Origin of the sequence: Longicatena caecimuris (genome assembly GCF_004341945.1) — a bacterium.
Classification (GTDB): domain Bacteria; phylum Bacillota_I; class Bacilli_A; order Erysipelotrichales; family Erysipelotrichaceae; genus Longicatena; species Longicatena caecimuris.
The window spans coordinates 1-24,800 of sequence record NZ_SMBP01000004.1; the positions used below are offsets into that span (position 1 = coordinate 1).

Here is a 24,800-nt window from a genome sequence, read left to right on the forward strand (position 1 = left end):
GGACAGTTACAGCCGTTTTCTTTTTCTTATAATAAACCTTGATGACATTCTTGGTGTAGTCATCATCTACGATCATAGGAAGTCCATCTGTTTTAGCTACTTCATACATACCATCTTTTGATTTATCTGGATAAGCAGTTACTGTATCCCCAGTATGAAGATCAGTTAAGATTTCTGTCGCCTCATCATCTTTAACTCCATCATAGTAGTATTCTACTTTACCGGTTGGTTCAAAGACGGCAATTACATTTAGTTCTGATAACAAATAACTTCTCGCATATGGTGGAAGTAAAGAATCAACAAGATTACCCTCATAAATTGGTGTTTTTGATAATTCTTCTGTAGACCATATCTCTTTTTTTAATGTATACCAGTTTACGACATTGAAATTCTTTTTTAAGTCGTCAATCGTTCTACCGCCACCTTTGAACAAAGGAACAAAGTAAGGATCTACTTTCCATCCAACAAATCTATATCCTTCATCAGCTTTTGGTATCGGTAACTCTAACGTTTGAAGATATGTATTTATTCCATCATTTTTTATTGTTTTACGTAAATAACCATTTTTGTCAATTAGATTACCATATGACGAAGCATAAAAACGTATTGGAATATCTCTTATTTTTATTTCATACGTGATTTCAGTCACATTATCAGGTATTGTTACGTTTGTTGCCATCATCCCATCTTTATCAATTATCATAAGGTCATTAAGATAGTGCATCTCCAAAGAATAGTCATAAGTAATGTCTTTACATAATTCAGATTCAATGCCCCCGGGTAATCTCTCCAAGATGTCCGCTAATTTTACATTAACACCTGCGCGCATATATGTTGTATAAGATAAATTACGTCCATTGCCTTGATCCTTCTGAATAGTTACTTTTACATAACCTGGCATCTCACTTAACGTATCTTTATCGATCCATTGCGCATATAACCTGACTGGTCGTTCTTTATTCTTAATTAATTTTTCAAAAGACTTGTATTCCTCTATAGTAGCCCAATAAGATAAGAACTCCTTTCCTTTGTTATCTGATGTAGTAGACCAACCTATAAAATATTTATCATCGTGATAAGGCATTTTACATGGAACATAAAATGGATTAGAAAAAACAGGTATATAATGTTGAAATCCTTCTACATACAAATTTGCATTTTCAATATTCGGATCACATATCACATAATCATCAAGACTAATAGAATTATATTTAGGAGTTAATCTTAATACCCCATCTTCGATAAAGTCAAAATATTCATGGACCAACCTTCTCTTGATTCTTCCAAATTCATCCATATAATTATATTCTAAATCAACGCCATTACGCGCTACCCAATTGCTAAATCCTTGTCCTTGATACATAAGACCTTCAGAATTCATGTCTTTGATTTCTATATTCTCACCAATTGTATAAGTTTTAGAATCAATAGGACATTGTATATCATCTGGGCAATCATATATAATATTGAATTTATCTTTTTTTACAAAAACAGGTTTAAACTTTATATCTTCTGAATTTTCTAAATAAAATGGTTCACCTGGACCTAATACTTTATCAGAACTGTTTGTATATTTCCAACCAACAAAAACATAATTAGTATTATCAAAAGCATCAGAAATATCTGGTAATCTTAACATAGAGTTATCATCTTCACAGAAGATAACTGCTAGTTCATTTAAATTAATTTCTTTTGGTAAATCACTAAGATCAAAAAAATCATTGATATTAGAAGGCAAATATATAGGATATAAATATAATATGTCACTATCTTTTTCATATGAAGCTTGTAATTTTTTCTCTATATAAGAATACGAATAAGATGCACCTTTTTTGAGGGTAATGTTTGAAAAAAACCATCCTAATAACTCACCTGCTTCATACTGTAAAGTGCCTTGATTAGCTATTTTTATAAGATCCTTTTGCCCTGGAGCATAACCATAAATATTGTTATCAACTGGTGGCTCTCCTTGCAAATCACCTTTTTCGTATATAACTTTTATTCCTGTATATTCCCCATACAAATGAATATAACCATATATTAATGTTTCTAATATTATATAATCTGGTATCTCATTTGTGAACTCATATGTTTTTGTTGGCTCATATTCTGTTCTATATAAATCGTTTTGTGCTTTACTACGAATAGGAGGAGAATTTCTACAAAATCCTGGTATCCATGTATAGACAGATTTGATATCATTGATTTTTACTTCTGGCATTGTTACTTCGCCTGTTGTAAATTTATATATTTTACATCCATCTTCCTCTGTTACATAATGATAACTAAATGGTTTTGTTATTTCTTTTGATGTAATTAACTTATCGTCTTTTGTTATATAGTCAAAAGACAACGTTACTTGATCTGTTTTATATATCGCATATAATTCTATGGAATATTCTCCGTTATGAATATACACATACTCTGAAAAATCAACCTTTGTTATATCTTCTTCTGGTTTTATTCTAGGTACGCTTTCATCTATATATGCCGTAATACTTGCTGCCCAGTAAAGAAATTCTCTTGTTTCCAGTCCAGATTCTCTAAATTCTTCAGGATAATTAATTATATCTGTTCCCTTTATAATTTTTTCCAACCTTTCATTATTTGCACTATAGTATATAATTTTTATGATTTCTAAATCTTTTGTTCCTTTTGCTTTAATTTCTTTTTTCATAAATTGTGCAACAAAAGTGCTATCTTCTTTTATTTCTATCTCTTTCCCAGGCTCATAGACCTTGCTATCTTTTTCATTCTTCCAGCCTGCAAAGACTTCATTCTCATGTTCGCTGTTGCGATATACCGGTAATGTTATCTTCCCAGCTTTTGTTTCTTCTTCATGGTATATAGTTTCCTTATCTCCATTTATATCCATGAAATTTACCTTAAAGACTTTCTCTTTCCAGATTGCATAAACATCTAGTGTTGTTTCGTCTTTCATCACTTCATTCAATTTCGTCTTTTCCGCTATGCGTTTACCTTTGCCATCCGCTTGCAAGTTCCATGCTACAAAGGTTCTTCCTTCCCATGTAAAAAGACTTCCTTCTTCGATGGCCTCTTCTTTGCTTGCATATTCTTTGTCTATAATCTCATCTGTTCCATCATTCTTATGATAATGCACGGTGAAGCTTTCTTTTGTTTCTTCTGCTTTGATTGTTCCTTGTGATGGCAGTATTGTCAATGCCATCATAAACACCAAAAACAATACTCCTAATTGTTTCATCCACTCCTTCATTTTTTCCTCACCTTTCAGTTTCACTTATTTGTGCAATAAGCATTTTTCTGTAACCGTTTACATAAAAATTATAACCGATTTATTTATGAATAGCAATGTAGTTCCTTCGTTATCATACTATTTTGGTTATAAAAAAGCTCTTATAGGATTTCATAAGAGCTTTATGGTAAAGTAGTGTGATTAATATTTTAAATCTATAACCTTTTCCCAACGAAATTCATTTCTACCAAAATGTCCATAGCAGGCTGTTGCTTGATAAATAGGTTTTAACAAGTCTAATTCCTCAATAATGTTTTTCACTTCGAAATTAAAGTTTTTCTTTACAATATCTAATAAATCTTCATCACTCATAGTTCCTGTACCAAATGTATCTAATAAAATAGATATTGGTTTTACCTTGCCGATAGCATATGCCACCTGAATCTCACATTTTCTTGCCAACTGATGAGCCACAATATTTTTAGCAACATAGCGGCAATAATATGCAGCACTGCGATCTACCTTTGATGGATCTTTACTGGAAAAACAGCCGCCACCGATTCTACCCATACCTCCATAAGTATCGACAACAATCTTGCGTCCTGTCGTACCACTATCACCAAAAGAACCGCCTACAATAAAGCTGCCACTTGGATTGATAAGATAGCGCGTGTCCTCATCTAATAATTCATCTGGAATTACCGGCGTGATGACTTCTTTCATAATCAAATTGGCAATTTCCTGCTGACTCACATCCGGTGTATGTTGGGTCGATACAACGATAGTATCAATACGTTTAATTTGATCATTTTCATATTCAACACTTACTTGTGTCTTGCCATCAGGTCTTAAAATCGGATGTGTACGGCGTACTTCACTTAACTGTTTTGCAAGTTTATGTGCATAAGCAATTGGCGCTGGCATATATTCTTCTGTATCATCACATGCATAGCCAAACATGATTCCCTGATCCCCTGCACCAATACTACCATCTTGGACAACTGCCTGGTGTATTTCACTGGATTGCTTATTTACTTTCACCATTACCTGATATTCTTCTTCATATCCAATGTTTTTGATGACCTTTTTCGCAATACCTTCAAAATCAATCTTAGCTTTTGTGTCAGCTTCTCCATAAATCAACACAAACTCATCTTTAATTGTTGCCTCCACTGCCATCTTGCTATTCTTATCCTGACGTAACGCTTCATCTAAGATAGCATCCGCAATCGTATCACAGATTTTATCCGGATGGCCTTCTGTAATGCTTTCTGATGTAAATACATAATCTTTCATATCAATTCCTCCATATAAAAAGCCTTCTCAAGCGTCAGAGAAGGCATACGTATCGATTCTTTCTTCTCTTATCGCTGTTAGCTGTACCACCTTATATGATTTACCCCATACAGGTTGGTGTGGGATTATCGAGCTAACTCTCTACCCCAACTCTTGATAAAAAAGGCATCTATATTAAAACATGCATGTAGTACTTTTGCAAGTAAATCTTATCGAAAAAATATGAGGAAGTATTTACCACCGCTTATATCATAAACATTTCATCTTATTACCGCAAACGTATAAAAGTTATTTTCTGGCTTGACTTTATGTATAGCTCTGTTAAAATAGGGTTGCTCGGAGGGCGGGTCATTCAAAGAGAAATGATGAGCTGGATAAGGCGACGGATTGAGATACCCGTAACCTTGTTCAGCTCTTTTTTTGATTAGGAGGAATTTTTATGGATTTTTTAAAGGGAAATATAAAGACACTTTATTTTAAATATTTAGCCGCTGCCTTTGGGAGTGCTTTGATTACATCTGTTTACTCGATTGTCGATATGGCAATGGTTGGACAATATCAAGGACCAGAAGGTACAGCAGCATTAGCTGTAGTTGCGCCGATTTGGAACATTATTTTTAGTTTAGGATTGTTAATGGGAATTGGAGGTTCGGTTATTTTCAGTACTATCAAAGGGAATGGAAAAAGCAGAACACAAGAAGCGAATGCTTATTTTTCAGCAGCCGTAATAGGAGCCGTCTTCTTAGCGGTAATCACATGGATCCTTATCATCTTGTTTGATCGTCAACTGCTTATGTTTTTTGGCGCAAAAAGTTCCTTGTTAGCTCTAGCAAGAACCTATTTATTACCAATCAAATTTGTCTTACCTTGTTTCCTGTTTACGCAAGTATTAGCTGCTTTCTTACGTAATGATGCTGATCCTACACTTGCGACAATAGGAGTATTAGCCGGCGGTATTTTTAATATGATTGGTGATTATGTCTTCGTCTTTGTGTTTGATATGGGTATCTTTGGTGCCGGTTTAGCAACGGCGATTGGTTCTATCATCTCCTGTATCGTTATGCTAAAACATTTCTTTTCTAAGACAAATACCTTAAAGTTTCAAATGCCACAACATATACTGCATAAACTCAAAAGAATTACCATTACAGGGTTTTCAACTTTCTTTATTGATATTGCCATGGGAATCTTGACTATTTTATTCAACCGTCAGATTATGAACTATCTTGGGACAGATGCCTTATCCATTTATGGTATCATCGTAAACATCAGCACCTTTGTGCAATGTTGTGCATATAGCATCGGACAAGCAGCACAACCAATCATCTCCGTCAATTATGGCGCAAAACTCGGATTCCGTATTAAGAAAGTTCTAAACTATGCCTTAGCTACTGTTTTATTCTTTAGTATCTTTTGGACTGCACTGTCTGCATTAGCCCCTAATCTATTTGTTAAATTGTTTATGGCACCCACTAAAGAAATCTTACAAATTGCTCCCTTAATTATTCGTACCTATGGATTGTCCTTTTTATTACTACCATTCAATATCTTCTCAACTTATTACTTCCAAGCTTTATTAAAACCAAAAGCCGCTTTCATTGTTTCCGTAGCGCGCGGACTTATCATTAGTGGTATTCTTATTTATCTATTACCTTTGTTAAGTCCTGAAGCTCTTTGGTATACGATGCCCCTTACTGAGTTCATTGTTGTTATCTATGCTGGTAGTAAAATGTTTCAATATACAAAGGCATTGGCTGATAAAAAATAGTTTGACATTATGATTGAATCATTCTTCATCTACACAAAGAAAATCCATTCATCACAAAGCTTCTTATACAAAAAATCTGCATGGTTTTTACATCCATACAGATTTTTTATTTTAATCTAAATCTTCTCCATTACTTTTAATTACTTTCTGGTACCAGTAAAAGCTCTTCTTTTTATAACGGTTTAAGGTACCCTTACCATCTTCATCTGCATCAACATAAATGAAGCCATAACGTTTACGCATTTCACCTGTACTGGCACTAATCAAATCAATACAACCCCATGTTGTATAACCAAGCAAATCAACACCATCTAGTAAAATCGCATCTTTCATTGCTTTGATATGTTCACGCAAATAGGCAATTCTGGCATCATCTTCTACATATCCATTTACGAAATTGTCCTTTGCGCCTAAGCCGTTTTCTACAATAAACAATGGTTTTTGATAACGATCATATAATGTATTTAACGTGATACGCAAACCTAGTGGATCAATTTGCCATCCCCATTCACTGCTTGGCAAATAAGGGTTCTCAATAGATGGAAACACATTGCCTTTGGCAGCTGCTTTTAGCTTTGGATCAGCACTGGCAACCCCACTGTTGTAATAAGAGAAGGAAACAAAATCAATACAGCCTGCTTTTAAGATAGCCTCATCGTCTTCTTCCATTTGTAGCTGAATATGTTCTCTTTCAAAAAACTTTTTCGCATAGGATGGATAATATCCTCTAGCCTGTACATCCGTGAAATAATAATTCTCACGATCTTTTTGTAAACCTTCCATCACATCTTCCGGTCTGCAAGAATAAGGATATATATTACCGGCAGCCAACATACAGCCGATCTGGTTATTAGGATCAATGTGATGTGCTAAAGATACGGCCTTGGCGCTTGCCAATAGTTCATGATGAGCAGCTTGATAACATACTTGCGTTTTGTTTTCATCTGCTTTAAATGTTAAGCCGGCTGCCATATATGGCAAATGAAGGATCATGTTGATTTCATTAAAAGTAAGCCAATAGTGAACCTTGCCTTTAAAACGAGTAAACAGTGTTTCGCATAATCGCAAATAGAAGGTAACCATCTTACGGTTACGCCATGCACCATAGGCTTCAATTAGATGTAGTGGAACATCAAAATGATTGATTGTCACCAATGGTTCTATCCCATAGGATAAACAAGTATCAATAACTTCTTCATAAAAACGCAGACCTGCTTCGTTTGGTTTATCTTCATCCCCTTGCGGATAAATGCGGGACCAACTGATGGAAAAACGATATACCTGAAAGCCCATTTCGGCAAACAGAGCAATATCTTCTTTATAGTGATGGTACATATCAATGGCATATCGCCCCGGGAAATGTTCTTGATTCGACAATTGTTTGACATCTAGCTGTCCACTGGCTACAGCAAAACGTTGTTCACCGGAAGGAATGAAATCGACATTGGCTAAGCCTCTGCCACCTTCCTGATATCCACCTTCACATTGATTTGCGGCAGTAGCTCCGCCCCATAAAAAACCTTTTGGAAATGCACGCATTCTGCTTACCTCCTTATCGTCTTATCTCATTTTCATATTAATAATCATGTAGCATTAACGCAGTATTGTTAATAACTCTTTTTCATTTTCTAAACCGGTTTCTACAACATCCAAGTATTGCGAACTGTTGGTAATAATGATAGGCGTAATTAAGGAATAGCCTGCTTGTTGGATTGCCTCCATATCAAAGTTTAATAATTTTTGTCCGGCTGTTACATGCTCTCCCTGCTTAATAAGCGGCGTAAAGAATTTACCTTCTAGCTGCACCGTATCCATTCCTACATGGATCAATACTTCGACACCTGTATCTGATGTGATGCCGATAGCGTGATAAGTTGGGAAAAGTGTTGTAATCGTACCATTGACAGGTGATACGACTTCTCCTTTTGTTGGTTCAATAGCAAGCCCTTTACCAAGAATTCCTTGCGCAAACGCAGGATCTTTTACTTCCGTAAGTGATACTACTTTTCCTTCGATTGGCAGCTGAATGATTTCTCTTTCTAACAACTCTGCTGGTTTTGTTGGCTCTTCTTCCTTATCTGCCACTGTTTCTTCTTTATAGAAAATCATAGTTAAGATAAAGGCAATCGCCATGGCACCAACAGCACCAATAATACCTACGATCAAGCTATCCATATTATTTGTGGCTGGATCAATCATCGCAGGGAATTCAAAGATGCCCATACCGCCCATGATAAATTCACGTAAGTTCGCAAAACCAAAGTAAGCACCGGCAATTGCGGAAGCGATACAACTAATGATGAATGGTTTCTTTCTTGGTAAAGTAATACCGTAGATAGCTGGTTCTGTTACCCCAAAGATACCGGAAATAGCAGCTGGTGCACATAATGCGCGCAGTTTCTTATCTTTTGTCTTGATCATCATGGCAATGACTACTGCTGTTTGGGCAAAAGTTGCGCCAAAGAAGGGCATCATGACATTATCAAAGCCAAGTGTTGCGATGTTATTGATATAAACAGGGATAAAGCCCCAATGCAAACCAAAGATAACCAACGCTTGCCAAAAGCCGCCAACCAAGGCCCCTGCTAACAATGGTGAAAAATCACGAACACTCATGATACCACCGGCAATTAAGTTAGAAGCGAAAGTTGCGATTGGTCCAATGACTACAAAGCCACAAAACATTGCAATGAATAACGTAAACATCGGCACAAAGAAAAATTTTAAAGTTTCCGGAATAAAACGTTCCAAGCCTTTCTGACATTTGGCCGCAAAGTAGCAAATTAAGATCACTGGAACAACGGTAGATGTATAATCCATCGTAATTACCGGAATCTTAAAGATTTCCATATAGACCGGTGATTCAAATAAAGTACCACTGAATAAAGTATAGAGTGGATCACTGGCTGCTAAGGTACTCTGCTGAATAGCCGGATAACATAATGTAGCACCAATTACCAATCCGACAAATGGTTTTAAATGGAACTTCTTTGCTGAAGTATAACCCAGCATAATTGGCAGATACATAAACAATGCATCACCAACGGCATTCATAAAAATAGCCGAACCGCTGGCATCACTATACCAGCCCATTGCTAGAAATAAGGCATTTAATCCCTTTAACATACCGGCAGCGGTCATAATACCTAAAATAGGCTGGAAGATACCTGATATCGTATCAATTAAAGCATCAAATACATTCTTATGTGCTTTGTTTTCTTGCTGACTGCTTGCTTCACTTATACCTGCAACCTCACAGACATCCGCATAAACCGCAGCTACATGATTGCCAATGACAACCTGATACTGTCCTGCTGATTTCATGATCGTTACGACACCATCCATCTTCTTTAAGATTTCATCATCAGCCAAAGTTTCATCCTTTAACTGAAAACGCAGACGCGTAACGCAATGTGTTAAGGAACTGATGTTTTCCTTTCCTCCGACGTGTTTGACAATTTCCATTGCCAGCTGTTTGTAATCTTTCATTTTTCTTACCTCCATTTTTTAAGTTCTATATGAAGGTTTAGCCAACTGAATGTAACTACCCAAAATTGACGTATGTGTTTTTTTCGATCCTCCTTTTCTTCACATACGGGTTCTTCTACTTTGATTTTTTAACTAAGCGTTCAATATGAATCGTTAAATATAACTGTTCTTCATCAGAGAGTGTATATGCATAATTCAGCGCGATAAATTCCATGATCTTACGAACACATTGATAGGCTTCTTGGTATTGCTTTTTCACCATGGTTAGCAGTAAATCATTTTCATCGCTTTGATATTCTGTATGTGTTAAAAGACGTTGTGCAAAGAATTTCAAATGGGTAATGAAACGATAATAATATACCGACTCTTCATCAAAAGAAACCTTGCATGTATATTTGATGATATTGATAATTTCCTGCATGACCTTGGTTAAACCATACATATCACCAACAGAGTCTTCCATTTGAGCATTTACGATATGCAAAGCGATAAAACCCGCTTCATCTTCTGGTAACAGGATACCGGTTTTTTCTTCGATGATCGTCAATGCTTGCTTTCCTATTTGAAACTCTTCAGGATAGAATTTCTTAATTTCCCACAACAGCACATTCTTTACAAAGACATCATCCTTGCTGCGCTCTATGGAAGTGTGGATATGATCGCTTAAGGAGATGATCATACCTTCGTTTAATTTTTTCTGCAGCGTATCAATTGCGGTTTCCATGATTGTCACAGCTGCTTCAATCTCCTGAATCGGAATCTCATTCAATAAATCACTTAAATGGGTATTGCCTTCCTGTCCCGACATTGTGAATCGTTTTTCTACCATATGTTCTTCAACGATATCATTAGGACGTTTCTTAAAACCAATGCCCCTGCCCATAAGAATAACTTCTTTGCCTGATTCATCCAATACCACAACGATATTGTTGTTAATCAGCTTATGAATTTTCATACACACACCTCTTCTCAAATGAAAAACCTGCACAAAATCAATGGAACAATTCGTTTCATCGTTTCTTATGCAGGTTTAGCTTGTCTTTAAACAATAACTATCCGATAACGCTTATAGTCTACCATAGTTAATTTCACTCTGCAAGCGTTTTCTTACATTTTTACTATCTGTTTTACATCCGTTTGTTGGTATGAGTTCACAATAATGAAACATCCAATGATTCGGACATTCCACTTTCCTTACTCAATTGTATCTAAAATATCTTTCATTCGTTTTGCTAAGCCCTTGCATTTCGCAACACTTAAACTACATACAGCTACACGAATCCCTTTATTTACCTTTACGGTATAAATATGCTGTTCCATAAGCTTTTCATGATAACTGTCACGTACTTTATTATCTGAAATCGCTACCGTTACAAAGAAGCCTTCCTTGTAAGGATAATATGCCAAGCCACAGGCATCAGCTTCGCTGGTAAAGATATCACTGCGTTGCTTCAATAGCTTCACATAGCCATCTTTTTCTTTCATATAAGCATCATAGTTTTTGGTTGTTACAAACGTAAAGTTATCCATCGCGGCATTAGGTACATTGGACCAAGTTGCTCTGGCAGCCTTTTCAAAAACAATTTCAACGCCACGGACAGCTTCTTCACTCTTACCTAACAAAATAGCAGCACCGCAACGCAAACCATAAGAAGTTAATGATTTACTGCAGCTGAACGCAATGATGCCAAATACATTATCACTAAACTCATCAAAGGTTTTAATATAGTCACGAGAGTGTGGTAAATCATACGCATAGTCAATATACGCAATATCGTTTAATAAAACGATCGGTACTTCTTTGGCACATGCATTTAAGAAAGCAACAACTTCCTGCCACTCTTCCTTACTTAAAGAATAACCGGTAGGATTATGGCAAGGGTCATTGATGACAATTAACAGTTTCTGCTGTTTTTCCATCACCTGCCGACATACTTGTTTTAAAGATGTTAAATTGAAATGATCTTCTTCAAACAATGCATAAGTTGCGACATTTAGATTATCCATCGTTGCCATCAGCTTATAGCTACCCCAGGCAATTTCCGGTAAGATAACAGTTTCTCCTTCATCTAAAATTTCTGATAAAGTGATCGCTACAGCACCGGTGCCTCCCGGTGTGGCAATCACACTGTGTGCCAAGGTAGAACCACTTGGTTTAACGATCCAATCATACACCTGCTGACGATAGCTGTCATTACCGACAAAACTTCCGGCATAGGCTGCCTTTGTTTCCTTGGCTATATGATCATAAGGTGTAAACACACTTTCAAAGGCTACGATCGTTCCCTCTTCATTGTACAAAGAACCAATGGTCGCATCAACGACCTTCTCTGCACCGACTGCTGCTTTTGCTTCCTTCGCTTTTTTCACGATCGCAAAAACGGTATCTTCAATTGGTGTCGTATTCACTTTTTCTTTCACAAAACTCATTTTTCATCCCTGCTTTCTTTTGTATATGCACCTAAGATGCGCACTTCTTCACAAACATCTTTTAACTCCTGTACCAACAACTGTTCCTGTTCCTTTTGGATATTACCATCAATTTCAACATAGAAATAATATTCCCATGGTCTGTCTTTTATGGAGCGTGAGATGATGCTTTGCATATTAAAACCATGACGTGCAATGATATTCATGGCACTGACTAATGCTCCTGCTTTATGCGGTACAATGACAGCTAAGGAAAAGATATTTCCACTTGGTTGCAAATCTCTGCCAATGATGATAAAGCGTGTCGTATTTTGGGCACTGGTATTGATATCCTCTGCCAACACGGCTAAGCCATACCGTTCTGCATTTTCTTTTGCGGCTATGGCAGCTTTCTTTTTATCATTTTGTTTAGCAACATATTCTGCCGCTAATGCCGTATTCGGATACGGTATCAATTCATATCCTCTGCCTTCTAAAAATTGTTTCGATTGATAGATTGCCTGATCTTTTGAATATACTTGACGAATATCTTCCAGTTTTGCTCCCGGGATTCCTAGTAAATTCTGTGAGATCTTTAAGTCATAATCCTTACAGACATAGACAGGATACTTGATTAATAAATCTAATACCTCTCCTACTTCTCCGGTATAGCTGTTTTCAAATGGTACGATACCATAACGGATTTCTCCATCCACAACGGCTTTAAACACATCTTCAAAAGATGCATACCGTTGTTTTTTATGTTCCGGAAAGACATGTGTGCAGGCGATATGTGAAAAAGCACCCTCCACGCCTTGATAACCGACAACATCCTGATTCAGAATCATTTTCTGATATTTACGTGAGATTGCCATGATATCCTGCAAAAACTCTTTATAGCTGTCTTGATATTTTTCTTCTTTGATATATTGCAGATTATGTGCAATGACAAAGTTCTCACGGCTGCGATCTAATACCGGAAGCCCTTGTTCCTGTTTATAAGCTATGACCTTTTCTACAGCCTGCATGCGTTTTTCAAACAGCTCTGCCATTTGCGCATCTATCTCATTAATGTCCTTGCGGGCATCATCCAACTTCGTCATATCCTCACCTCTTATTCATTCTTTTTTATTATACAATACTTTGATATGAATGAATATAGTTTCAGAAAAGAAATGTAAAGGAAATGAAGCGTTGACCCTCGATTCAGATACTATATCATATCCTTTTATATGAATAGCCATCTAAGGTCCTACATCAGAAACCATCTAATTACCAATTATGCAAATGAAAGAAATCAATAATGCGTAGGAATGGCATAGTGAAGCCATGGTAAGATGCGATTGTTTTCATTGCGTTTACAAGAATTTGAAATTTCTTTCATTTTATGTATGGAATCGCTTGAAATTCTTTCTTGATTATATTATGATATAGGAAATTGGAGTGATAGCCATGCATAACAAAGGATTTTATTATTATCTTTAATCTTCGTTATAAAGCCAAACATGGTTCTTTTTCACTTCTTTATAACGGATAAAAAAAGCATCTGCAATTCACTGATGCTTTTTTTCTTTATCAGGGAGGAATCGTTATGAAACTACATGTAGATCTAAAAGAAAATGGATACGATATTTATATGGAAAAAGGCATCTTATATCGCTTAAACGATCATATTCAACTGAATCGCAAGGTTATGATCATTACCGATACCGGTGTACCAAATTCCTATGCACAAACCGTTAAGGAACAATGTAAGGAAGGCTATGTACATGTTGTCGAAGCTGGTGAATCCAGTAAGAGCATGGAGGTCTTTCAACAACTGTGTGAGGATTTGCTGGAACATAATTTCTCACGTAAGGATTGTGTCATTGCGTTAGGTGGCGGGGTTGTAGGAGATTTATCCGGTTTTGTGGCAGCTAGCTATATGCGTGGTATTGACTTTATTCAGATACCGACCACTACGCTCTCACAAATCGACAGTAGTATCGGTGGTAAGGTTGCTATCAATCTGGATGATGTGAAAAACATCGTTGGGGCCTTCTATCAGCCTAAAGCTGTCTTCATTGATACAGATACTTTATTAACACTGCCAAAACGGCATTTCTATAATGGTTTAGTAGAAGCATTGAAAGCCGGATTGATCTATGATGAAAAACTATTTGCCCTTTTTGAGGAAGAAGATATTCCTGCTCATTTAGAAGAAATCATCTATCGTGCGTTATGTGTGAAAAAAGCAGTTGTGGAAACTGATGAAAAAGAGCTAGGATTACGCAAGATCTTAAACTTTGGTCATACCATCGGGCATGCCATTGAAAGCTATTATCACCTTTCACAATATTTGCATGGAGAATGTGTTGCCATGGGCATGTTGTATTTTATGAGTGAAGATGTTCAAAAACGTGTCTTACCTATTTATAAACGGATGCATTTACAAAGTGATGTACCTTATGATAGTGATGAAGTGTTTGAAATATTATGTAAAGATAAGAAAGCAAGCGGCGATCATGTCACCGTTGTTAAGGTCAATACGATTGGTAAAGCAGAATTAGAAGAATGGAAGTTAAGTGATGTTCGTCACATTTTGAAAGGATAAGGTTATGAAGAATACATTTGGAAATCAATTCAGTGTTACGATCTTTGGAGAAAGTCATGGCGAGGCAATCGGTGTCGTCATTGACGGTTTAGCTGCCGGCATTCATCTGGACATGGATTTTATCAATGCCATGATGGATAAACGTAAGGCAAAAGGACGTATCAGCACACAGCGTAAAGAAAGTGATGCGTTGCATATCGTCAGTGGTTATTTTGAAGGCTATACTACCGGGACACCGTTAACCATTCTGATTGAAAACACCAATATGCGCAGTGGTGATTATACCAAAACCAAGAATCGCTTGCGTCCCTCACATGCCGATTATACCGCTGATGTAAAATATAGTGGTTATCAGGATTATCGCGGCGGCGGCCATTTCAGCGGGCGCATTACAGCACCCCTTGTGGCGGCAGGAGCAATTGCCATGCAGGTGTTACAACAAAAAGGCATTTTAATTGGTTCTCATATTGCCCAGTGTCATACCATCAAAGATCAGCCATTTGCCCAAGAGGAAGAACTCCTTGAACAACAGCTTCGACAAATGAATACCAGCGATCTTGCGGTATTAGATGAAACAGCAGCGCAAGCGATGCGTACACAAATAGAAGAAGCAGCGATGCAAGGAGATAGTGTAGGCGGTATCTTAGAAAGTGCTATTTTACATTTACCGGCTGGTATCGGAGAACCTTTCTTTGATTCCATGGAAAGTCGTTTAAGCCATTTATTATTCAGTGTACCGGCTGTAAAAGGTGTCGAATTTGGTTTGGGTTTTGCCTTTTGTGATCGTTATGGAAGTGAAGTCAATGATGCCATTATTTATGATGGCAAAGTAAAAACCAGAACCAATCATAACGGTGGTATTAACGGAGGTATCAGTAATGGTATGCCGGTACTAATCAAAACAGTTATTAAACCAACGCCATCTATTTATAAGGAACAGGATACGATTGATAAGGAAACGCATGAAGCCGTGAAACTAACGATTCAGGGTAGACATGATCCTGCCATCATCCATCGCGCAAGAATCGTAGTCGATGCGGTTTTGGCTATCGGTATCTTAGATATGCTCATGGAGCGTAGCGCAACTATGGAAATGCAGAAATAAAATTAACGATGTGGATACGTCCACCAATATAAGATTAGAAACAAAGGAGGTTTCTCATATGATTATTACGATGAAGAAAGATGCAACAACAAGTGATATTGAACATGTTATGAAGCAATTAAAGGAGCGCGGCTTACAAATACATGAGAGCATTGGTGAGAATTTCAATGTCTTTGGAGTCGTAGGCGATACCAGTCAAATTGATCCTAAGCGCATTGAGGCAAACCCTCATGTGGAAAGTGTTGTGCGTGTATCATCCCCATATAAAAAAGCAAGTCGTATGTTTCATCCAGAAGATACGATTGTCGAAGTCAATGGTATCCGCATTGGCGGTAACGAAAAACTAGTTGTTATTGGCGGTCCTTGCAGCGTAGAAGGAAAAGAGATGATCGTGCATCTGGCTCAAGAAGTAAAGGATGCCGGTGGCTGTATGCTAAGAGGTGGCGCTTATAAACCGAGAACCTCTCCATATGCTTTTCAGGGCATGGGAACAGAAGGTATCCTTGCTTTAGCACAAGCAAGAAAACAAAGTGGCTTACCGATTGTCACAGAATTGATGAGTGCTGATAAACTTGATGAATTTGTGGAACATGTCGATATCATTCAGATTGGGGCCCGTAATATGCAAAACTTTGATTTGTTAAAAGCGGTAGGAAAGACACAAAAACCAATCTTACTAAAACGTGGTTTGGCCAATACGATAGAAGAATGGATCATGAGTGCAGAATATATTCTTTCTGAAGGAAATCCAAATGTCATTCTTTGTGAACGAGGCATTCGTACCTTTGAGCCATACACCCGAAATACCTTAGATCTTAGTGTCATTCCAATCATCAAGAAGAAGACCCATTTGCCTATCATCATTGATCCAAGTCATGCGACCGGTGATTGGGAACTGGTGGAAGCCGCATCTTTAGCTGCGATTGCGGCAGGTGCAGATGGTCTAATCATTGAAGTCCATGATCATCCGGAATGTGCATGGAGCGATGGTGCACAATCCTTAAAACCGGAAAACTTTAAGCAGTTGATTCAAAAAGGGAAAGCGATTGCGAATGTCATTGGGAGGGATATGTAATGAAAGTTACCATAGCTCCCTCTTTAGGTAAAGGTCATGTGCATATTCCCCCAAGCAAATCCATGGCACATCGTGCAATTATCTGTGCTTCTCTTGCGAAGGGAAGAAGTGTCATATCCAATGTTGCCTATTCCAAAGATATACGTGCAACGATAGAAGGAATGAAACAGCTTGGCGCACATATTGAAATAGCGGAAGATACTGTCACTATTGATGGTATAGCAAACTTTCAAGGTTTAAAAGACAAGGAAATTTTTTGTAATGAATCTGGTTCTACCTTGCGTTTCTTTATTCCTATTTTCTCTCTTTGTGAAAAACCAATCACCTTTACTGGCAGCGGACGATTATTACAAAGACCGCAAAAAGTATATGAAGACATCTTTCATGAAAATGGATTAGCCTTTCAGCAAGATGCCCATGGTATCCACATTCAGGAGGCACTGCCTTATGGAGAATATCAGATCAAAGGTGATGTCAGTTCACAATTCATCAGTGGTTTATTGTTTACCCTACCACTGTTAGAAAAGGACTCTACAATTCATATTCTTCCTCCCTTTGAATCCCGTTCTTATGTGGAACTGACCTTACAAATGCTGGAACATTTCGGTGTCCATGCTTATTTTAAAGATGAAATGACACTTGCTATTCCGGGTGGACAAACCTATCAAGCAAATAATTATGAGATTGAAGGCGATTATTCACAATTAGCTTTCTTTGCGGTATATGCTGCGATTCATGGAAAGATTACCGTGACCGGTGTTTCTCATGCATCAAGACAGGGTGATAAAGCGATTTTGGAAATCTTAAAAAGCTTTGGGGCATGCATAGAAGAAGTACCCCATGGCTATACCTTTTATAAAAGTGAATTAAAGGGCACCTCCATTGATTTAGCAAACTGTCCGGATCTAGGACCTATTCTTTGTGTGCTTGGCATGTATTCCCTGGGAAATACGCATATTTACAATGCCGGCAGATTGCGCATTAAAGAAAGTGATCGCATTGCGGCAATGGAAGAAGAACTGCGCAAGTTTGGCGTTACCATAACCTCTACAGAAGATGAAATCTTCATTCAAGGCGGGCAAGACTATACATGCAAACAGACATTGCATGGACATAATGATCATCGCATTGTGATGGCCTTAAGTGTTGCCACAGCTTGCAGTAATTCCTGTACAACCATAGAGGATGCACAGGCGATTACCAAGAGCTATCCTACCTTCTTTGATGATTTTGCGAAGGTGCAAGGAAAGGTGGAAAGCTTATGATAAAAAAAGATACCCGCTTTTTAATTGTTGGACTTGGTTTGATTGGTGGCAGCTATGCCATGGGATTAAAACGCAATGGATTTCATGTGGATGCCATTGACATTAACCAGTTAAGCATTGATTATGCCAAGGAACATGACATCATTGATGAAGGAAGTACTTTTGCTATTGAACTGATTCAAAACGCTGATTTCATCATTTCCGGATTGTATCCCAACATGACGGTGGAGTGGTATGCAACGTATCAAAAATATATGAAGCCCCATGCTTTTCTGACAGATGTAAGTGGTGTAAAACGCAATATTGTAGAACGTATCCAAAGTATTTTGCGTGAGGATCTAGAATTTTGCGCCTCTCATCCAATGGCAGGGAAAGAAGTCAGCGGTGTGAAATATGCGGATGATGCTATTTTCCATATTGCTAATTTCATTATCACCCCAACTGCCAAAAACACCCAGACAGCCATAGCTACCTTAAAAGAATTTGCCAGTATTTTAGGCTTTACGAATATTTCCATATTAACACCGGAAGAACATGATGAAATGGTCGGCTTTGTCTCACAATTGACGCATGTGATTGCCGTATCGCTAATGAATACCAACGATAATACACATTTGGTGGAATATACCGGAGATAGTTTCCGTGATTTAACAAGAATTGCCAAGATCAATGAAAATCTTTGGAGTGAATTGTTTTTCTTAAATAAAGATAATTTAATTCGCGAAATCGATGACTTCGTGAAGGAAATCAATCATTTAAAGACAAAGTTGGAACAGGATGATGTTGAAGGATTAAAAGAATTATTCATTCAATCCACCATTCGTCGTAAACGCTTTGATCGATAATCGCATAACTTCTCTGCTTGTCGGAGAAGTTTTTGTTTGGTAAGTTGAATACGCTGTATAATAAAGATAAAGAAGCCTTTTGAAATGAGGTGAGCATATGCAACAATTCTTACGCTATACTGCCTGGGAAATGGAAAAGCCTAAACCTTTCGGTCTTTTTCATGTGTTGATGCTACTCGTGGGAATTAGTGTGTGCATAGGGTTTGCTTATCGTTTACGTCATGTTACTAAAAAGCAGTATGTTTATGGCATCTTTGGAATCAGTCTTGTATTGCTCATACTAGAACTTTATAAACAACTGTTTCACTTTTATCTGCTTGATGCCCAACAATATGATTGGTGGATCTTTCCTTTTCAGTTATGCTCCTTACCTATGTATATCGGAATCTTATTTCCTTTCTTAAAAGATAAGTGGCGGATACCATTAGAAACCTTTCTCATGGACTTTAGTTTACTAGGAGCTATCATGGCCCTTCTTTTTCCGGATGATTTGATGCATCGTTACGTGATGCTAACGGCACATGCCTTTTTATGGCATTTCTTATTACTATTCTTGAGTTTATGGATTGGCTTTCATAAACAAGGCGATACAACCACAAAAGGTTTCTTACAAACTTTGCCTTTATTCTTTATGTTTGCCGGCATAGCAACCTTTTTAAATATTGCTTTTCATACACTGGGAGAGCTTAATATGTTTTATATCAGCCCTTATTATGAAAGCACGCAACCTTTCTTTGACTTGTTAACACCAATTTTTGGTATTTCTATGCGTAATCTTATTTATCTTTTCTGCATCCTCTTAGGTGCTTGGCTTATTCATCTTATCTGGCGCACACTACAAAAGCTTTTATAATTCTGAAATAAAACCATTTGTTGAACTCTGCCCTTTGACAAGGATACAAAAAGAACAAGCTGTCATGTACATAAATGATTTTTGCTGCACAATAAAAAAAGACTGCGGTTTGTCACAGTCATTACTACAGCATCACATAGCTTGTTTATCGCACGAATTTAAGATATACGTTTCCAATATACGATGCGATCATGAAATATTTCCTTTACTAATTTTAAATAGGTTTCCTCTTTAAAATCAACTCTTGGTACCATGATAAAAGGCTTATGCTTATCCACAAAAAAGACCATAATTTCACGTCCGATGACAACTTTTTTGATCACTTCTTGTTTATAGCTCATCATTACATCTTGGCATTCATCACTGATCGTATCCTCGCTTAGTGTTACCACTCCATTTTGTTCACGAAGCCCGCAATAACGTTTACGAAATCGCAGTTTGTATATAAATAAGTAACAACCGATGATGCTCCAAAATAAAGCCAAATATATAGACAGGGTGAAAATCACCTTATAAAAATCAGAATCTGTTTCTGCCCCAAATAGAATACTTAACATGGATAAAAAAACAGCTGCAAGTGCATAATAAAAATAATGAAATTTATGTACCACTGCTTTTTTCGTTTTTAATATGTGATTACGTTTTTGCAGGATTTCAAAAAATTCATCACTATAATCATGAACTCTGTCCTTTTCAAACTGATATTCATATACATATTCCATAGTTTTCCCTCTTTTTTAAAAAACCTTGAGAATTTCACAAGGTTTTTTTACTAAATCGTGATGTCAGAACCTAATTTTTCATTTAGCTCATTTACATATTTTTTCGCTAGCTCTACATACATGTTGCCTGGATGAAAACAGCTGATGCTGGAATAGAAATAGGAACGAGAACTTTCCCAGTTTTCTAAATAGTAATAAGATAAGCCAATCATATAAGCACTGACGCCCAAGCCAAAGCCCTTCATACGTTTATCTTCAATGGCATCATCCATTTCTTTAATTAAATCTGTTCGTTTATTAAAGACAACTTCATAAGACCAATGCTGATACATTTTAAAAGTTTCATCATCAATTGTGTCAATAATCTCCATCAATTTATCACAATATGCACGATTCTGATTCTGTAAATAAATATGGAAATATAAATCTAAAATTTCTTCTTTATTTTCCATTGTATAATCCTTCGCCAAGGCCTCTTCCAATGCTTTTTGACGTTCTGCTTCAGGACGGCTACGATAAATAGCTTTTAAGCGATACAATTCACAATTAAATTTGCCAACCGCTTTCTGATAAGCACCTTTTTCACAAAGCTCAATAACCTTTGCATAATCCTTCCCCTGAATAGCTTTATTTAAACGACCGACAGAGTTTTGTTTATAAATCATAAAGGCTATAGCAGCCGCAAACAATAAGATAATTACTACATAAGATATTATACTCATATTTCTTACCTCTTCTTTTCATTACACCGTTCATATTATAACGTAATTCACGAAAAATAGGTAGCCTTCCTTTATTTTTTCAATATTTTTTCGGTTGAAAGAGTGGAGGAAACTTAAAAATTGCTTTATAATAAAGCGGTATGTCAAAGAGGGAGTGATACATATGCATATTATGAAGAAATTTATGAATTATTATAAACCATATCGTACCGTATTCTTATTAGATATGATATGTGCCTTAGTCATTAGTGTTATTGATCTGGCATTCCCCCAGATTTTAAATTACTTAAATAACACATTTTATTTACAGACAAAGGAAGCTATTTTAGATAGTCTGGTTTGGTTAGGTGTTGGATTATTGATCATGTATATCCTTCGTGCCTTATGTCGCTACTATGTAACAGCACAAGGTCATATTATGGGCGCCCGCATGGAAAGTGATATGCGTCAGGATCTGTTTGATCAGTTTGAACGTTTATCTTTTTCCTATTATGATAAAAACAATACCGGAGAAATGATGAGCAAACTGGTTTCGGATTTATTTGATATCAGCGAATTAGCCCATCATGGCCCGGAAAATGTCTTCATTTCTTTATTAAAAATCTTTGGTTCTTTTATTCTATTGATGTATATTCATGTCGGTTTGACCTTAATTCTGATCGGTGTAACCATATTAATGTTGATATTCAGTTTATTTCAAAATCGCAAGATGCAGGCAACCTTCATGGATAACCGCCGTAAGATTGCTGGTGTAAATGCCAGTTTGCAGGATAGCTTAGCAGGTATTCGTGTCGTGAAGTCCTTTGCGAATGAAGACATTGAACGTGATAAATTTGCCCACAGCAATCAGATGTTCTTACAGTCAAAGGAAAACAATTATTATCGTATGGGCTTATTCCATGCCGGTAATAATTTCTTTCAGGGTTTGTTGTATTTGACGATTTTAGTCGCTGGTGGTTATTTCATTGCCATGGGAAATTTAGAACCAGTTGCCTTAGCTACGTATGCACTGTATGTAAATATCTTTGTTGCACCGATTGAAGTGTTGGTAGAGTTCACGGAAATGTTCCAAAAAGGATTCTCTGGTTTTAAACGTTTCCTTGAAGTAGTAGAAACAAAACCAGACATCGTAGATGCACCAGATGCAAAAGAGTTGAAAGAAGTTCATGGTGTCATTGATTATGAAGATGTTTGCTTCTCTTACAATGATGAAGAGAAAGTATTGGATCACATTCACATTCATATTGATGCCGGTAAATCCATTGCCCTTGTTGGACCAAGCGGCGGTGGAAAGACAACCATTTGTTCCTTGTTGCCTCGCTTTTATGATGTTACACATGGCTCTATTAAGGTAGATGGGAAAGATATTCGTTCACTGACCTTGGAAAGTCTGCGCAAAGCGATTGGTATCGTGCAACAGGATGTTTATCTGTTTACCGGCTCTATTAAAGAAAACATCGCTTATGGAAAACCCGGAGCAAGTGATGAGGAAATCATTGCCGCTGCTAAAAAAGCAAATATCCATGAATTTATCGTTTCTCTTCCAGATGGATATGATACCTTTGTAGGAGAGCGTGGCACGCGGTTATCCGGTGGTCAGAAACAACGTATCTCCATTGCCAGAGTCTTTCTAAAAGACCCTAAGATCTTAATATTAGATGAAGCAACCAGTGCTTTGGATAATGAAAGTGAGCGTCATATTCAAAAAAGTCTGGAAGAGCTGGCAAAGAATCGTACAACCATTACGATTGCTCATCGTCTATCAACCATCCGTAATGCTGATGAAATCATCGTCATTTCTGAAAATGGACAGGAAGAACGAGGAACGCATAATGAGTTAATCGCGTTAAATGGCATTTACGCGAATTATTATCGTTTACAATTTGAAGGTTTAGATTTTGATGAGGATATGACGAAACAAATTCACATGAAATAAAATGGGATATATTCTCCATATCCTAGGCTGCTGTTTTTTGATGTCAGCCAGATCTTTACATATTAAAAAACGTATTTCATATTTAGAAGTGAAGAAAATTGCGACACTTGCTAAAGAAATACGTTTTTTTATTATTGTAAGAAATTTACAGTCATAATGGCAATACCGAGAACTGTCAAAACAACACCAGTAGCACGATTTAAGGTAATCGGTTTTGCCTTATTGGCAAATTTAGCAGCTACTCTTGCCCATAACAAGGTAGATAAGATACAAAACAACATTGCCCACCAGTCTGGTGCTCCTCCAATAGTAAAATGTGAAACAGCCCCGGTAAAGGCAGTGAAGGTCATGATGAAGACACTGGTTCCAACAGCTGTCTTTAATTCATATCCTAAAACACTTGTTAGAATTAACAGCATCATCATACCGCCACCGGCACCGATGAAACCACAGATAAAGCCAATCAAAATGCCACACAGTACCGATTGCCCAAAGCGTTTTTTGGGTTCTATATCTCCCATTGATTCTTTTGTCGTCATCACCGGTCGCACAATAAATTTAATACCTAATAAAAACGTCATAAAGACCGAGAAACCGCCCATAGCTGTGTTCGGCACTAAAGAAGATATCCAACTGCCCACCATTGTGAAGATTAATACCGTCACCATCATAACCAAGCCGTTTTTAATATCCAAATTCTTATTTTTACCATACGTGTAGGCACTGACAGCACTTGCTAATACATCACTGGATAAGGCGATGCCAACTGCCTCATATGCCGGCATGCCTAAAAATGTAATCAGCATGGGACTGATGACTGCCGCAGCACTCATTCCTGCAAATCCCGTACCAAGACCGGCACCAATACCGGCTATAAAACAAACGATAAACTTCATCAGCATGTTTCTTCTTCCTCCTTTAAAGCTGCTTTTACATTTTCATTCATCCGCCGAAAAGTGTCTTTCATCCTCTTTAACTCTTCTTCGCTAAAGTTCTTTAACAAACGCTTTTGAAACCGTTCCTGTGCTTTTCGACCATCGGCAATTACTTTATCAGCCTTTGCTAACATATGCAAATATATCGTCTTATGATTGCCTTCTTGATAATATTTTTCAATATATCCCTGTTCCTCTAAAAATTTTAAGGATGTTGAAACATGTGATTTCGTTAATTTACGACGTTGGACGATATCCGTCGCATTTTGACATTGTGGATGATTGGCCAGGAATAATAAAATATCGACATCCATTTTATGTAGGTCATAACGTTTGCAAACATTATGCAATTCCTTCTCATACAACCGTTTCCATAAATCAAGAATCTCTAAAAATTCCAACATGTGATCTCACCTCTTTGTTCTATTTAGAACTATATGATACCATGGTTAACTTTTTTGTCAAGCTATAAATTCATCAGATAAACTATACATGTACATCTGCATATACTTTTTCGTAGCTTCTTCTTTTTGACAAAGAAAAAATCCTATTCATGGATAACACCCATAAATA

The 24,800-nt window shown here is 37.0% G+C and carries 19 protein-coding genes and 1 riboswitch; of the genes, 8 read left to right on the forward strand and 11 right to left on the reverse strand.

The genetic code is table 11. The features are described 5' to 3' along the window. Together EDD61_RS03290 and metK are read right to left on the reverse strand one after the other, a co-directional pair. Positions 1-3,223, reverse strand: a 3,223-nt coding sequence (locus EDD61_RS03290; RefSeq protein ID WP_165877191.1) for an InlB B-repeat-containing protein, incomplete at its 3' end; no start/stop codon positions are given. Positions 3,224-3,415: 192 nt separating this feature from the next. Then, positions 3,416-4,510, reverse strand: a complete 1,095-nt coding sequence (metK, locus tag EDD61_RS03295) for a methionine adenosyltransferase (RefSeq protein WP_008690929.1) — start codon at positions 4,508-4,510, stop codon at positions 3,416-3,418. Positions 4,511-4,575: 65 nt separating this feature from the next. Beyond that, positions 4,576-4,673: riboswitch (SAM riboswitch) on the reverse strand. Positions 4,674-4,949: 276 nt separating this feature from the next. Between metK and EDD61_RS03300 the strand changes: the two genes are divergently transcribed. Beyond that, entirely contained in the window at positions 4,950-6,278 is a 1,329-nt protein-coding gene (locus EDD61_RS03300; protein WP_132223983.1) for an MATE family efflux transporter, read from the forward strand. 111 nt (positions 6,279-6,389) lie between these two features. Here EDD61_RS03300 and EDD61_RS03305 read toward each other — a convergent pair whose 3' ends face one another. From EDD61_RS03305 to EDD61_RS03325, 5 genes are all read right to left on the reverse strand, one after another. Further along, a complete protein-coding gene (locus tag EDD61_RS03305) occupies positions 6,390-7,817 on the reverse strand; it encodes a 6-phospho-beta-glucosidase (protein WP_132223986.1) in 1,428 nt (475 codons plus the stop codon). A gap of 54 nt (positions 7,818-7,871) precedes the next feature. Further along, on the reverse strand, positions 7,872-9,767 hold the full coding sequence (locus tag EDD61_RS03310) for a beta-glucoside-specific PTS transporter subunit IIABC (protein ID WP_132223989.1): 1,896 nt from the start codon (positions 9,765-9,767) through the stop codon (positions 7,872-7,874). Between the two features lie 115 nt (positions 9,768-9,882). Then, on the reverse strand, positions 9,883-10,722 hold the full coding sequence (licT, locus tag EDD61_RS03315; protein WP_132223991.1) for a BglG family transcription antiterminator LicT: 840 nt from the start codon (positions 10,720-10,722) through the stop codon (positions 9,883-9,885). Between the two features lie 239 nt (positions 10,723-10,961). Continuing rightward, positions 10,962-12,197 (reverse strand): pyridoxal phosphate-dependent aminotransferase, encoded by a 1,236-nt coding sequence (locus EDD61_RS03320; RefSeq protein ID WP_132223993.1) that lies wholly within the window; start codon positions 12,195-12,197, stop codon positions 10,962-10,964. Beyond that, positions 12,194-13,279 carry a chorismate mutase gene (locus tag EDD61_RS03325; protein ID WP_132223995.1) on the reverse strand — a complete coding sequence of 362 codons (1,086 nt, stop codon included), beginning with the start codon at positions 13,277-13,279 and terminating at the stop codon, positions 12,194-12,196. Before EDD61_RS03325 ends, EDD61_RS03320 begins: the two co-directional genes overlap by 4 nt. Before the next feature lie 488 nt (positions 13,280-13,767). Here EDD61_RS03325 and aroB point away from each other — a divergent pair, with 488 nt between their 5' ends. The 6 genes from aroB to EDD61_RS03355 all read left to right on the forward strand — a co-directional run bounded on the left by aroB (position 13,768) and on the right by EDD61_RS03355 (position 19,912). After that, a complete protein-coding gene (aroB, locus tag EDD61_RS03330; protein ID WP_008977877.1) occupies positions 13,768-14,769 on the forward strand; it encodes a 3-dehydroquinate synthase in 1,002 nt (333 codons plus the stop codon). 4 nt (positions 14,770-14,773) lie between these two features. Continuing rightward, positions 14,774-15,874 (forward strand): chorismate synthase, encoded by a 1,101-nt coding sequence (gene aroC, locus EDD61_RS03335; RefSeq protein ID WP_132223997.1) that lies wholly within the window; start codon positions 14,774-14,776, stop codon positions 15,872-15,874. Positions 15,875-15,932: 58 nt separating this feature from the next. Beyond that, entirely contained in the window at positions 15,933-16,949 is a 1,017-nt protein-coding gene (gene aroF / locus EDD61_RS03340; RefSeq protein ID WP_132223999.1) for a 3-deoxy-7-phosphoheptulonate synthase, read from the forward strand. Beyond that, positions 16,949-18,214, forward strand: a complete 1,266-nt coding sequence (aroA, locus tag EDD61_RS03345; protein WP_132224001.1) for a 3-phosphoshikimate 1-carboxyvinyltransferase — start codon at positions 16,949-16,951, stop codon at positions 18,212-18,214. Before aroF ends, aroA begins: the two co-directional genes overlap by 1 nt. Then, positions 18,211-19,059 carry a prephenate dehydrogenase gene (locus tag EDD61_RS03350; protein WP_132224003.1) on the forward strand — a complete coding sequence of 283 codons (849 nt, stop codon included), beginning with the start codon at positions 18,211-18,213 and terminating at the stop codon, positions 19,057-19,059. The genes aroA and EDD61_RS03350 overlap by 4 nt, the downstream gene beginning before the upstream one ends. Before the next feature lie 97 nt (positions 19,060-19,156). Further along, complete coding sequence (locus EDD61_RS03355; RefSeq protein WP_132224005.1) at positions 19,157-19,912, forward strand: TMEM164 family acyltransferase; 756 nt, start codon at positions 19,157-19,159, stop codon at positions 19,910-19,912. A 158-nt stretch (positions 19,913-20,070) separates the two neighbouring features. Here EDD61_RS03355 and EDD61_RS03360 read toward each other — a convergent pair whose 3' ends face one another. Then, positions 20,071-20,634, reverse strand: a complete 564-nt coding sequence (locus tag EDD61_RS03360; RefSeq protein ID WP_132224007.1) for a hypothetical protein — start codon at positions 20,632-20,634, stop codon at positions 20,071-20,073. A 50-nt stretch (positions 20,635-20,684) separates the two neighbouring features. Next, complete coding sequence (locus EDD61_RS03365) at positions 20,685-21,356, reverse strand: hypothetical protein (RefSeq protein WP_132224009.1); 672 nt, start codon at positions 21,354-21,356, stop codon at positions 20,685-20,687. Positions 21,357-21,519: 163 nt separating this feature from the next. Here EDD61_RS03365 and EDD61_RS03370 point away from each other — a divergent pair, with 163 nt between their 5' ends. Further along, on the forward strand, positions 21,520-23,292 hold the full coding sequence (locus tag EDD61_RS03370; protein WP_008690914.1) for an ABC transporter ATP-binding protein: 1,773 nt from the start codon (positions 21,520-21,522) through the stop codon (positions 23,290-23,292). A gap of 131 nt (positions 23,293-23,423) precedes the next feature. On the opposite strand, the gene EDD61_RS03375 is transcribed toward EDD61_RS03370, so the two are convergent. Further along, a complete protein-coding gene (locus tag EDD61_RS03375) occupies positions 23,424-24,194 on the reverse strand; it encodes a sulfite exporter TauE/SafE family protein (protein ID WP_132224011.1) in 771 nt (256 codons plus the stop codon). Then, on the reverse strand, positions 24,188-24,631 hold the full coding sequence (locus EDD61_RS03380; RefSeq protein WP_008690886.1) for a MarR family winged helix-turn-helix transcriptional regulator: 444 nt from the start codon (positions 24,629-24,631) through the stop codon (positions 24,188-24,190). The genes EDD61_RS03375 and EDD61_RS03380 overlap by 7 nt, the downstream gene beginning before the upstream one ends. Between the last annotated feature and the right edge of the window lie 169 nt (positions 24,632-24,800).